General features: G+C 70.0%; 13 protein-coding genes. 7 read left to right on the top strand and 6 right to left on the bottom strand.

What is annotated here, in order from left to right; all coding sequences use genetic code 11:
• Positions 1 to 35 precede the first annotated feature (35 nt).
• The gene (locus tag KAQ61_RS17290) at positions 36 to 953 is read right to left on the bottom strand and encodes a LysR family transcriptional regulator (protein ID WP_210929967.1); all 918 of its coding nucleotides are present in this window, start codon (positions 951 to 953) and stop codon (positions 36 to 38) included.
• A 76-nt stretch (positions 954 to 1029) separates the two neighbouring features.
• Between KAQ61_RS17290 and KAQ61_RS17285 the strand changes: the two genes are divergently transcribed.
• The 4 genes from KAQ61_RS17285 (at position 1030) to KAQ61_RS17270 (ending at position 4109) form a co-directional block, all read left to right on the top strand.
• Complete coding sequence (locus KAQ61_RS17285) at positions 1030 to 2247, top strand: YbfB/YjiJ family MFS transporter (protein ID WP_244982937.1); 1218 nt, start codon at positions 1030 to 1032, stop codon at positions 2245 to 2247.
• A gap of 46 nt (positions 2248 to 2293) precedes the next feature.
• Positions 2294 to 2893 carry a glutathione S-transferase family protein gene (locus KAQ61_RS17280; RefSeq protein WP_210929966.1) on the top strand — a complete coding sequence of 200 codons (600 nt, stop codon included), beginning with the start codon at positions 2294 to 2296 and terminating at the stop codon, positions 2891 to 2893.
• Between the two features lie 155 nt (positions 2894 to 3048).
• Positions 3049 to 3513 carry a DUF4878 domain-containing protein gene (locus KAQ61_RS17275; protein ID WP_210929965.1) on the top strand — a complete coding sequence of 155 codons (465 nt, stop codon included), beginning with the start codon at positions 3049 to 3051 and terminating at the stop codon, positions 3511 to 3513.
• Positions 3510 to 4109: a YiiX/YebB-like N1pC/P60 family cysteine hydrolase gene (locus tag KAQ61_RS17270; protein ID WP_210929964.1), complete on the top strand. Its 600-nt coding sequence runs from the start codon at positions 3510 to 3512 to the stop codon at positions 4107 to 4109. The genes KAQ61_RS17275 and KAQ61_RS17270 overlap by 4 nt, the downstream gene beginning before the upstream one ends.
• Before the next feature lie 11 nt (positions 4110 to 4120).
• On the opposite strand, the gene KAQ61_RS17265 is transcribed toward KAQ61_RS17270, so the two are convergent.
• On the bottom strand, positions 4121 to 4897 hold the full coding sequence (locus KAQ61_RS17265) for an SDR family NAD(P)-dependent oxidoreductase (protein ID WP_210929963.1): 777 nt from the start codon (positions 4895 to 4897) through the stop codon (positions 4121 to 4123).
• Positions 4898 to 5001: 104 nt separating this feature from the next.
• Here KAQ61_RS17265 and KAQ61_RS17260 point away from each other — a divergent pair, with 104 nt between their 5' ends.
• The 3 genes from KAQ61_RS17260 to KAQ61_RS17250 all read left to right on the top strand — a co-directional run bounded on the left by KAQ61_RS17260 (position 5002) and on the right by KAQ61_RS17250 (position 7318).
• Complete coding sequence (locus KAQ61_RS17260) at positions 5002 to 5919, top strand: LysR family transcriptional regulator (RefSeq protein ID WP_210929962.1); 918 nt, start codon at positions 5002 to 5004, stop codon at positions 5917 to 5919.
• A 176-nt stretch (positions 5920 to 6095) separates the two neighbouring features.
• On the top strand, positions 6096 to 6716 hold the full coding sequence (locus KAQ61_RS17255; protein ID WP_244982936.1) for a hypothetical protein: 621 nt from the start codon (positions 6096 to 6098) through the stop codon (positions 6714 to 6716).
• A gap of 29 nt (positions 6717 to 6745) precedes the next feature.
• On the top strand, positions 6746 to 7318 hold the full coding sequence (locus KAQ61_RS17250) for a hypothetical protein (protein WP_210929961.1): 573 nt from the start codon (positions 6746 to 6748) through the stop codon (positions 7316 to 7318).
• A gap of 13 nt (positions 7319 to 7331) precedes the next feature.
• Here the strand turns inward: KAQ61_RS17250 and KAQ61_RS17245 are convergent, their stop codons facing one another.
• The 4 genes from KAQ61_RS17245 to KAQ61_RS17230 form a co-directional block, all read right to left on the bottom strand.
• On the bottom strand, positions 7332 to 8108 hold the full coding sequence (locus KAQ61_RS17245) for an ABC transporter ATP-binding protein (protein WP_210929960.1): 777 nt from the start codon (positions 8106 to 8108) through the stop codon (positions 7332 to 7334).
• Positions 8105 to 8866, bottom strand: coding sequence for an ABC transporter ATP-binding protein (locus KAQ61_RS17240; protein WP_210929959.1), 762 nt, complete (start codon positions 8864 to 8866; stop codon positions 8105 to 8107). Before KAQ61_RS17240 ends, KAQ61_RS17245 begins: the two co-directional genes overlap by 4 nt.
• On the bottom strand, positions 8863 to 10758 hold the full coding sequence (locus KAQ61_RS17235; RefSeq protein WP_244982935.1) for an ABC transporter permease: 1896 nt from the start codon (positions 10756 to 10758) through the stop codon (positions 8863 to 8865). The genes KAQ61_RS17240 and KAQ61_RS17235 overlap by 4 nt, the downstream gene beginning before the upstream one ends.
• A 93-nt stretch (positions 10759 to 10851) precedes the next feature.
• Entirely contained in the window at positions 10852 to 12051 is a 1200-nt protein-coding gene (locus KAQ61_RS17230) for an ABC transporter substrate-binding protein (protein WP_210929958.1), read from the bottom strand.
• Positions 12052 to 12163: the final 112 nt, after the last annotated feature.

Below are 12163 nucleotides of genomic sequence, written 5' to 3'. Positions count from 1 at the left end.
TTGGCCTGCAGCGCTTGCTGCGCCTGCGCAGGGCGCTATGCCATCAGGAGTTCTTCGGCTTCGGCCATGGCCTGGGTCGGTGCCACGGTCTCGTGCAGCAGCTGCACCCAGGCGCGCAGCGCGGGTGACCAGCTGGCCTCGGGGCCGGTGACCAGGCAGGTGTCCACCCGGGCGATGTCGGTCAGCCCCGGGGGCAGCGCGCAGCCCTGCACGCCAAAGCGCGCCTGCTGGGCCTGCACCACGGACTGGGGCAGCAGCGCATAGCCCATGCCGGCGGCGACGCAGCCCAGGATGGCGTCCAGCGAACCCAGCTCCATGATGCGCGCCGAGGTGATGCCCTGGCTGGCCAGCAGCAGCTCGATGCGCTGGCGGTAGCTGCAGCCCTGGCGGAAGGCCAGAAAGGGCTGCTGGCACAGCTGCTGCGGCGTGGGGAACTGCGCCAGCGGCGCACTGCCGACCAGCACCAGGGTTTCGCGGAACACCGGCCAGGCCTGCAGCCGCGGCTGCGGTGGCTGGCCGGCGACCAGGGCGCAGTCCAGCCGCCCGGCCAGCATCTCGTCGACCAGAAAGGCCGTGGGGCCGGTGCGCAGCTCCATCACCATGCCGGGGTGGCGGCGGTGCAGCTGGGCCAGCAGCGGCGGCAGGCGCAGCGCGGCCGTGGTCTCCATGGAGCCGATGCACAGCGCCCCCGGCGCCGCCTGGCGGCCCTGCAGCAGGGCCAGCACCTCGTCGTGCGAGGCCAGCATGTGCCGCGCATGGCCACGCAGCAGCCGCCCGGCCGAGGTGGGCACCACCGGCGTGCTGCGCTCCAGCAGTTGCGCGCCCAGCTCTTCCTCCAGCTTCTTGATGTGGGCCGTCACGTTGGACTGCACGGTGTGCAGCTGCTGCGCGGCCGCGCCGAAACTGCCGGTCTCGCACACGGCCTCGAAGATGCGCAGGGATTTGAGTTGCATGCCACCACCTCATCACGAAAGAAGATTTTTGCCTTCATTTTGAATCATTGGACAAGATGCAGCACGCCGCTAAGCTGTGGACTCCTGCCACCCGACCCTGCGCGCCGTGATCCAACGCAACGAACTTCCGCTTTTCCTCACCGGCTTTCTGGCCACGCTCAGCGGCGTCGGGCTGGCGCGCTTTGCCTACACCGCGCTGATGCCGCAGATGGTGCTGGCCGGCTGGTTCACCGGCGAGCAGGTGGCCTACCTGGGCGCGGCCAACCTGCTGGGCTACCTGATCGGGGCGCTGGCCGCCGCGCCGCTGGCCGAACGCCTGGGTGCCGTGCGCGTGCTGCAGGGTTGCTGGATCGCGGTGACGCTGAGTTTTCTGGGCTGCAGCATGGCCCAGCCCATGGCCGTGTTCTTCGTCTGGCGCCTGGTGTCCGGCATCGCCGGGGCCACGCTGATGGTGCTGGGCCCCTCGGTGGCCATGGCGGCCACGCCGCTGGCACGCCGTGCGGCGCTGGGGCCGCTGATGTTCAGCGGCATCGGCGTGGGCGCGCTGCTGTCGGCCACCCTGGTGCCGGCCCTGGCCCAGCAAAGCCTGAGCGCCGTCTGGTGGGGCCTGGCCCTGGTCTGCGCGGCCACCACCTGGTGGGGCGTGCGCCAGGCGCGCCAGCTGCCGGCGCCCGTGCCCATGGCGGTGACGCCCGGCCCCCAGGTGCCGAGCCCGCCCGCCCTGGTGTGGAGCCTGCCGGTGGTGCTGGTGTTCCTGGCCTACACCACGGATGGCTTCGGCTTTGTGCCGCACACCGTGTTCTGGGTGGACTACCTGGCGCGCGAGCTGCACCTGGGCGCCGGCTATGCCTCTACCCAATGGGCCATGTTCGGCCTGGGTGCCGTGGCCGGCCCGCTGTGCGCCGCGCTGTGTGCCACGCGCTGGGGCTGGTGGCGCACCACCACCGGGGCCTACGCCCTCAAGGCCGTGGCCATCGGCCTGCCCCTGGTCTGGGCCGGCTTTGCTGGCCATGCGGTCTCGGGCTTCATCGTCGGGGCGCTGTCGCCCGGCATGGCGGCCATCACCTCGGGCTACCTGATGCAGCTCATCGGCCCGGCGCGCCACAAGCGCATGTGGGGCTATGCCACCGCCGCCTTTGCGCTGCTGCAGGCCACGGCCGGCTATCTGATGGCCTATGTCTACGCCAGCACCGGCAGCTACCGCAGCCTGTTTGCCCTGGGCTGCACGGCCCTGGCGCTGGGCACGCTGCTGGTGGCGTTTTCGCGCCAAAAAACCGCGCCCGCCCAGTCCTGACCAGCGCTGACAGCTTCTTTTTTTTGCATCTCACAGTGAACCCACCATGCAACTGTTTCTGAACGCCACCTCGCCCTTTGCCCGCGTGGCCCGCATTGCCGCCCTGGAGAAAGGCTTGGCCGAACGCGTGCAGCTGGTCTGGTCCGACCCCTGGAACCACGACCCGGCCCTGCTGGCCGTCCACCCGCAGCTGCGCATCCCGGTGCTGGTGACGGACGAAGGCCAGGCGATCGCCGAATCCCTGCTGATCGCCCAGTACCTGGACCAGATCGGCACCGGCCCGGCCCTGGTGCCCCCCGCGCAGTGCGCCGCGGTGCTGGCCCAGGCCAGCGTGGGCTATGGCCTGATGGAAGCCGCGTTTGCCGTGGTGATTGCGCGCAAGTACCAGGGCACCGAGGCCGATGCCAGCGTGCTGGGCCAGCGCCGCCTGGCCGCCCTGGGCCGTACCCTGGCGCAGCTGGAGCAGACGCCGCCGCGCCCCGTGGGCGCCGACTTCGGCCTGGACCAGATCACCGTGGCCGTGGGCCTGGAGTACGTGCGCTTTCGCCTGCCGGCGCTGCTGCCCGCCGAGGCCACCCCGCGGTTGCACGCCTGGCTGGAGGCGGCCCGCCAGCGCCCCAGCCTGCACGCCACCCGGTTTGAGTGAGGGCCTGGCCCCGGCACCGCCGCTGCGGGGTGCTGTCACACCCCACCGCACCCCCATAAATCGATAGCTACTTCCGCAGGCAGCACAGGCCATCCAGTCTTTTTTCATGCCCCGTCTACTACACTGGCCCATTGCTAATTTTTGGGGATGGTCCTGTGTCTTCTTCTGTTTCTGCCTGCGTTTCCCGCCGCCACTGCCTGCTGGCGGGCTTGTTCACCGCCTCGGCCCTGGGCCTGGCCGGCTGCGCCACCGCGCCTGCTGACACCGCCGCCCCCGCGGCCACCCCCGAGGAACTGCAGGATGCCCTGGTGCAGCGCTTCTACCGCGCGCTGGCCGATGGTGATTTCGACCGGAGCATCAGCATGGTCTCGGCACGCAGCCTCTCCAAAGAGCAACTGGCCGAGTTGACCCCCAAGCTGCGCCAGATGCTGGCCGGCGCCAAGTCCAAGGTCGACGCCAAGGGCGGGCTGCAAAAGGTGGAGATCGTCGAACGCGTGCCCTCTGCCACCCGAGAGAACGTCATCCAGCTGCGGGTGCTGGTCACCTACGGCGATGGCAACACCCGCCGCGAGCGCATGAACCTGTTCCTGGACAACGGCGTCTGGAAAGTCCAGCTGTGAGTGTGTGGCGACGCCACGGCGTCGCCTTCGGTCTGGCCCTGCTGGTCGGTGGGCATGTCGGGGCCACCCCGCCACTGCCCGCACAGGCCGCCGCCGGTGACCTGCTGTTCCGCCAGGGCACGGAGACCATCAGTCACCTGGTGCGCGCCGTCGACACCGGCGACTTCAGCCACGTGGGCCTGCTGGTGGCACCGGCCGATCCCACCGGCCCCTGGCAGGTGCTGCATGCCACCCCGTCCGAAAAGCCCGGCCAGCCCGATGCCGTGGTGCTGGACACGCTGGACTTCTACCTAGACCCGCAACGCGCCCGGGCCTACCAGCTGTACCGGGTGCCCGCCAGTGCCCCGGCCCGCCAACAGGCCGTGGCCTGGGCCCTGGCCCAGCAGGGCCGCGCCTTCGATCTGGTGGATGCCGAACGCGGCCTGTACTGCACCACGCTGGCGGTGCAGGCCTGGCAGCACGGCGGTGTGGCCCTCGACGTGGCCTACACCGAGGTGACCCTGCCGCTGCTGCGTGGCCGCTACCTGCTGCCCAGCGGCCTGCGGCGCGCGCCCCAGCTGCAGGCCCTGACGCCCGTGCTGCCGATCACGCCGTAGCCGGCCGCGGCTCAGAGGAACATGCCGCCCGAGGCCTCGATGCGCTGGGCGTTGATCCAGCCCGTGCCCGGTTGCAGCAGGGCGGCAATCACCCCGCCGATGTCATCGGGCTGGCCGACACGGCCCAGGGCCGTCTGGCTGGCCACCATGGCATTGAGCTGGGCGTTGTCGCGCACCGCGCCACCGCCAAAATCGGTCTCGATGGCGCCCGGCGCCACCACGTTCACGGTGATGCCGCGCGCGCCCAGCTCCTTGGCCATGTAGCGGCTCAGCACCTCGATGCCGCCCTTCATGGCCGCATAGGCGGCGTAGCCCGGCAGCGCAAAGCGCGCCAGCCCGGTGGACACGTTGAGGATGCGCCCGCCATCGTTCATCAGCGGCAGCAGCTGTTGCGACAGGAAGAACGTGCCCTTGAGGTGGATGTTGACCAGCTCGTCGAACTGCGCCTCCGTGGTCTCCATGAAGCTGGCGTGGATGCCGATGCCGGCGTTGTTCACCAGAAAGTCGAAGCGCTCGCGCTGCCAGTGCTGGGCCAGCGCGGCCTGCACCTGCTGGGCAAAGGCGGCAAAGCTGCGGCTGTCGGCCACGTCCAACGGCAGGGCCAGCGCACTGCGGCCCAGGGCCTCGATCTCGGCCACCACGGCCTGGGCCTCGGAGGCCTGGCTGCGGTAGGTCAGGATCACGTCGGTGCCGGCACGGGCCACGTGCAGCGCAGCGTTGCGGCCCAGGCCACGGCTGCCGCCGGTGATCAGGGCGATAGGGGAAATGCTCGGGGAGGGGGTGGTCATGGACAGCTCCTGGGGGGTGACAAGGTCGATGGCTAGACTTTATTGATGACCACTGGCCAGATAAACCCTGCAAAATCGATCACATCGTTCACAACCGACGAACAATGAATCCCTTGGAGCGCATGCGCATCTTCACGCGGGTGGCCGAGCTGGCCAGCTTCACCCAGGCCGCCGACACCCTGGGCCTGCCCAAGGCCAGCACTTCCACGGCCGTGCAGCAGCTCGAAACCCAGCTGGGCACCCGCCTGCTGCACCGCACGACCCGGCGCGTGCAGCTCACCCAGGACGGCCAGGCCTATTACGAACGCTGCAAGGACCTGCTGGCCGACCTGGACGAGCTGCAGGCCATGTTCCAGCACCGCGAGGGCGGCCTGCAGGGCCGGGTGCGCATCGACATGTCCACCGGCATGGCGCGCAACGTGGTCGTGCCACGCCTGCCCGAGCTGCTGGCGCGCCACCCCGCGCTGGAGCTGGAGCTGAGCAGCACCGAGCGCCGCGTGGACCTGGTGCGCGAGGGCTTTGACTGCGTGCTGCGCACCGGCGCGGTGGTGGATGCCAGCCTCGTCGCCCGCCCGCTGGGCCAGGCGCGGCAGGTCAACTGCGTGAGCCCCGGCTACCTGCGCCAGCACGGCACCCCGCAGTCGCTGGACGATCTGGGGCACCACCGGCTGGTGCACTTCGTGAACACCCTGGGCGCACGCGCCACCGGCTTCGAAGCCGTGGTGGACGGCGCGCTGCTGGTCCTGCCCATGCCGGGCGCCATCACCGTCAACAATGCCGAGGCCTACATGGCCAGCTGCCTGGCCGGGCTGGGCATCATCCAGGTACCGCGCCTGGGTGTGGTGGACCTGCTGGCGCGCGGTGAACTCGTGGAAGTGCTGCCGCAGCACACCGCACCGCCCATGCCGCTCACGCTGATGTACGCCACGCGCCGCCACCTGCCGCGCCGGGTGCGGGTGGTCATGGACTGGCTGGCGGCGGTGGTGGCCGAGCACCTGGCGGCCGAAGCGACGGCCGGCTGAAGGTTGCGCCAAGGCAACAAAGCGGCAGATACACGCCCGGCTGTCGCCGGCGGCGCCGCGCTTTGTAACAAAACTCCTACACTCCCGCGGCCCCTCTGAAGGCCCTTTCGGCGCCGTCACGGGGCCCCCGTTCCGCGGCCTGTGCCGCGGCCCCTGGTCTTCTCCTTTGCTTCACCATGCCCTCCCATTCGGCTTCCTGGCTTGCCAGCACCGCCCGTGCCTTGCTCCTGGCCTCCTGTGGTCTTTTCCTCGGCGGCTGTGCCTCCGTCTATGTGGACACCGCGACCCGCGACATCCCGGCCGCAGACATCCAGCCCCCCGCGGCGCCGGCCCCCGCGCGGTTCACGTTCGAGTTCCAGACCCAGGGGGCGCCCAACGCCCAGGCCACCCAGTTGCTGGCCGCACAGGTGCGCGCCCAGGTGGCGGCCAGCGGCCTGTTCCAGGAGCTGCGCGACACGGCCGGTGACGGCGGCTGGCTGCAGGTCACGCTCAACAACGTGCCCATCACCAAGGATGCGGCCCAGCAGGGTTTTGTGACCGGTCTGACCTTCGGCCTCGCGGGCTCCGCCGTGACCGACGGCTACATCTGCACGGTGAGCTACCTGCCGCCCGCAGGCGGCGCGGCCGTGGTGGCCTCGGCCCGCCACGCCATCCACACCACCCTGGGCAATGCCTCGGCCCCCGCTGAAGCGGTCAAGGCGCAGAACATGGAGGACGCCGTGCGCACCATGGTCCACCAGGTGCTGGCCCATGCCTTGCGCGACCTCTCGCGCGAACCGCGCTTCCAGCAGCCCTGATGCGCGCACCCGCGCCTGGGTCACTGTCCATGCATTGCGCCACCCGGCTCTTCGCCCTCGCCGGCGTGCTGCTCACCACCGGCTGCGCCCAGATCACCATGGGCCCGCCCCAGCCCACCGTGGAAAACACCCAGGCGCTGCGCGGCAGCCCGCTCGCGCCCGCCCAGGTGGGTGTCTTCACGCTGGAGGCCGGCAAGCCGGCGGCCATGGACCGCAGTCACGCCCTGCGCGGTGCCAACTCGGTGCAATCGCCCATCCAGGGCTCCTTTGCCCAGTACCTGCGGGAAAGCCTGGTGGTCGAACTCGATGCTGCCGGCCTGTTGCGCCCCGATGCGCAGACCGTGATCACGGGCACGCTGCTCCACAGCGCCGTGGATCCAGCCATGGGCACGGGCACGGCCTCGCTGCAGGCCCGTTTTGTGGTGACGCGCAGCGGGCAGCCGCGTTACGCCAAGGAACTGGGCGCCCGCGCCGAATGGGAGTCGTCCTTCATGGCCGCGGTGGCGGTCCCGCTTGCGGCGGCCCACTACCAAGGCCTGTACCGCCAGCTGGTGGGCCAGCTCGTCAGCGACCCGGACTTCCGCCGCGCCCTCGCGCCATGACACCGCCCACCGCCTAGACCCCCAGGTACTGCTGGCGCACGGCGGCATCGCCCGCCAGCGCCGCCATGGCGCCGGACCAGACGATCTGCCCCTTCTCCAGCACATAGGTGCGGTCGGCCACGGCCTGGGCGAAGGGCAGGTTCTGCTCGGACAGCAGGATGCCGATGCCCGCCTGCTTGAGCTGCAGGATGGTGCGCGCCATCTGCTCCACGATCAGCGGCGCCACGCCCTCCGAGGGCTCATCGAGCAGCACCAGGCAGGGCTGGCCCATCAGGGTGCGCGCCACGGTCAGCATCTGCTGCTCGCCACCGCTCATGCGGCCGCCCAGGCGATCGGGCATTTCGCCCAGGTTCGGAAACAGTGCAAACAACTTTTCAGGCGTCCAGTGCGGCACCGCCGTCCCGTCGGGCCAGGTGCGCGGCGGCTGGCGGCCGACTTCCAGGTTCTCCAGCACCGTCAGCTCGGTGAAGATGCGCCGGTCCTCGGGCACATAGCCCAGGCCACGCTGGGCGATCTGGTGCGCGGCCTTGCGCGCCAGGTCCTCGCCCCTGAAAAGAATTTTTCCTTCGCGGCGCGGCACCAAGGCGGCAATGCTTTTGAGCGTGGTGGATTTGCCCGCGCCATTGCGCCCCATCAGCGCCACGACCTCGCCGCGCCCGACCTGCACCGACACGCCGTGCAGGATGTGGGCGGCGCCGTACCAGGCGTGCAGGCCGTCGACCTGCAACAAGGGTGTTTTAGGCTGTTCGCGCGCGTCCTGCTTGCCCATGCTGCTCTCTATTTCCATCATTTTTCTGCCTCCAGCACCCAGCCCGTGCCCAGGTAGGCCTGCTGCACCCGCGCATCGTCGCGGATGGCCTGCGGCGTGCCTTCGGCCAGCAGCTGGCCGCGCACCAGCACGGTCACGCGGTCGGCCAGACCAAAGACCACATCCATGCTGTGTTCGGTGAACAGCACGCCCATCTGCCGCGCGCGGGCCAGGTCGCGCGTCAGCTGCATCAGCGCCACGCGCTCGCCCGGCGCCATGCCGGCCGTGGGTTCGTCCATCAGCAGCAGCTGCGGGTCGTGGGCCAGTGCCAGCGCCAGCTCCACGCGCTTCACGTCGCCATAGGCCAGTTCGCTGCAGGGCCGGTCGGCCTGCGCCGCCATGCCCACCTGCTCCAGCAGGGCCAGCGCATCGTCCCGGCGGTGGGCTGCGGCGCGCGGCCACCAGCGGAAGGTGCGCCGGTCGTGCGACAGCAGGGCCAGCTGCACGTTCTCGACCACGCTGAACGAGGCAAAGGTCTGCGCGATCTGGAAGGTCCGCCCCACGCCCCGTCGCCAGATGGCGCGCGGCGCCAGCCCGGCGATGTCCTGGCCGCGCAGCAGCACGCGGCCACGGTCCGGCACCAGCTGCCCGCCGACCATGTTGAAGGTGGTGCTCTTGCCCGCGCCGTTCGGCCCGATCAGGGCCAGCATCTCGCCGGCCTGCAGCGCCAGGGACACGCCCTGCACGGCCTGCACGCCGCCAAAGGATTTGCTCAGTTGTTCGACCTGCAGCAGTGTCATGCCCCACCTCCGCGCCGCGCCAGCCAGCGCCCCAGCCGCTGCGCCGATCCGGCCAGCCCCTGCGGGAACAGCAGCACCAGCAGCAGCATGATGGCGCCCATCAGCGCGCGCCAGTAATCGGTGTTGCGCGCCACCGTGTCGTGCAGCCAGGTGAAGGCCGCCGAGCCGACCACCGGCCCCGCCAGGGTCTGGATCCCGCCCAGCAGCACCATGACCAGCGCATCCACGCTGCGGGTCACGCCCAGGCTGTCGGGGGCCACGCTGCCCTTGGAAAACACGAACAGTGCCCCGGCCACGCCCGCAAAGCCCGCGGCCACCACCAGGGCCGTCCACTGGATGCGGCGCACGTCCAGGCCAATCGCATCGGCGCGCACGGCGGAGTCGCGCGCGGCGCGCAGTGCATAGCCCAGGGGCGCAAACAGCAGGCGGCGCAGCAGGTACAGGCCCGCGGCGCAGACGGCCAGCGCCAGCCAGTAGAAGGCGGCCCCCTGCTCGGCCCAGGCCGAGGGCCAGACCCCGGTCAGGCCGTTGCTGCCGCCGGTGACCGCATCCCACTGGAACACGATGGCCCAGGTGATCTGCGCAAACGCCAGGGTCAGCATGGTCAGGTACACGCCCGACAGGCGCACGCAGAACCAGCCGTACAGCAGGGCCCCGGCCACGGCGGCCAGGGGCCCCACCAGCAGGGCCGCTTCCATAGGCAGATCCAGCGCCCGCACGGCCAGGGCCGCGCCATAGGCCCCCAGGCCGAAGTACGCCGCATGGCCGAACGAATGCAACCCGCCCGGGCCCAGGATGCAGTGCAGGCTCGCCGCAAACAGCGCGGCGATCAGCATGTCGGTCAGCAGCACGGTGGCATAGCTGTCCTGCCCGGCGGCCAGCGGCAGCAGCACCAGGCCCAGCAGCAGCACGGCCCAGGCGGTGCGGCCGGCCCCTCCGGCGGGGCGCAGCGGCTGCTCGGGCGTGCCTGCCGCGCGCGCCGGGGCCTGGGGCCGGCCCAGCAGGCCCCAGGGGCGCCAGATCAGCACGGCGGCCATGACCAGGAATTCCACCACCAGCGTCAGCTTGGAGAACGACACCGTCACCCCCAGCACCTCCTGCACGCCCAGCCAGATGCACACGGCCTTGATCTGCGCAATCAGCAGCGCGGCGATGAAGGCGCCGGGGATGCTGCCCATGCCGCCCACCACCACCACCACGAAGGCGGCGCCGATGGTGGTCATGTCCATCTCCAGGCTGGCCGGCTCGCGCGGCAGCTGCAGCGCACCGGCCAGGCCCGCCAGCAGCGTGCCCAGGGCGAACACCGCCGTGAACAGCCAGGCCTGGTTCACGCCCAGCGCGCCGACCATCTCGCGGTCCTGCGTGGCTGCGCGCACCAGGATGCCGAAGCGCGTGCGCGTCAGCAGCAGGGTCAGGCCCAGCAGCACCAGCGGGCCGACGGCGATCAGCAGCAGGTCATAGGTGGGAAAGCTGCGGCCCAGGATGTCGACCGCACCCTCGAAGCCCGCGGCGCGCGGCCCGAACAGCTCTTCCGGCCCCCACAGCCACAGGGCCGCGTCCTTGATGACCAGCACCAGGGCAAACGTGGCCAGCAGTTGGAACAGCTCGGGCGCCTGGTAGATGCGGCGCAGCAGCAGCATTTCGGTCAGCGCACCCAGCACGCCGCAGACCAGCGGCGCCAGCAGCAACGCCGGCCAGAAGCCCAGACTCGGCGCCAGGGTCTCGACGCTGGTGAACGCCAGGTAGGCGCCCAGCATGAAGAACGAGCCGTGCGCGAAATTGATGGTGCGCGTGACCCCGAAGATCAGCGACAGCCCCACGGACACCAGGAACAGCGACGACGCGCTGGCCAGCCCGTTGAGCAATTGGGCCAGCAGGCCAGATGCGCTCATGCGGCAATGCTCCTCAAACTCAGGATTGCTGTGTGGCAGGTGTGAAAAAGCCACCCGGGCGCCCAGGCCCGGGTGGCTGTTCGCCCCGGTGGCTTATTGTGCGCTGGCGGGACGCAGCTTTTTGACCTCGGCGTCCGAGGGCTGGTAGTCCTTGCCATCGGCATAGTAGAAGTCCACCATCACGCCACGCTGCAGCTCCTTGCTGTAGGTGGTCTTGCCCACGTAGGCGCCCATGGTGGACTGGTGGTCCTGCGCGCGGTAGGTGATGGGGCCCCAGGGCGTGTCCACGTGCAGGCCCTGGAAGGCGCGGATCAGGGCCTCGGTGTCGGTGCTGCCGGCCTTGCGGATGCCCGCGGCCAGCGACTGGATGGCGTTGTAGCCGACGATGGTGCCCAGGCGCGGATAGTCCTTGTACGCGGCCTGGTAGGCCTTCAGGAAGGCATCGTGGGCCGGGGTCTTGATGGCGTACCAGGGGTAGCCGGTGACGATCCAGCCCTCGGGCGCTTCCTGGCGCAGCGCGTCCAGATACTCGGGCTCGCCCGACAGCAGGCCCACCACCTGGCGGCCCTTGAACAGGCCACGGGTGTTGCCTTCGCGCACGAACTTGCCCAGGTCCACCGAGAACAGCACGTTGAAGATGGCATCGGGCTTGGCATCGGCCAGTGCCTGCACCACCGCGCCGGCGTCGATCTTGCCCAGCGGGGGCGCCTGCTCGGCGACGAACTCGATGTCCGGCTGGGCCTGCTGCATCAGCTGCTTGAAGGTGGCCACGGCCGACTGGCCGTACTCGTAGTTGGGGTAGACGATGGCCCAGCGCTTCTTGTTCAGCTTCTTGGCCTCCTGCACCAGCATCGCCGTCTGCATGTAGGTCGAGCCGCGCAGGCGGTAGGTGTAGCGGTTGCCATTGGCCCACACCACCTTGTCGGTCAGGGTTTCGGAGGCCAGGAAGAAGCGCTTCTTCTGCCCGGCGTAGTCGGTCAGCGCCATGCCCACGTGCGACAGGAAGGAGCCGGTCAGCACGTCGATCTTTTCGCGCGTGTACAGCTCTTCGGCGGCGCGCACGGCGTCGCCGGGGTTGCCGTTGTCATCGCGCACCACCAGCTCCACCTTCTTGCCCAGCAGCCCGCCCGCGGCGTTGATCTCCTGCACCGCCAGGTCCATGCCCTTCTTGTAGGGCTCGAGGAAGGCCGGCATGGCCTTGTAGCTGTTGACCTCCCCAATCTTGAGCACCCCCTGCGCCCAGGCAGGAACAGCGGCCAAGGCCATCAAGGGCAACGCCCAGCGCTTTTGCATATGTCGTCCTCCACGGCGCCACCCGGTGCAGCTCTGCGCGTCTGCTGGCGGATGTCGCCCATTAATACTCAAATTGAGTATTTTTGATCTAAAAAGTGCCGCCACAGCGCGC

The sequence above is a fragment of the Comamonas aquatica genome (assembly GCF_018064205.1).
GTDB lineage: Bacteria > Pseudomonadota > Gammaproteobacteria > Burkholderiales > Burkholderiaceae_C > Comamonas > Comamonas aquatica.
The sequence above is the reverse complement of the archived record's forward strand: the minus strand, read 5'-3'. Positions and strand labels throughout refer to the sequence as shown.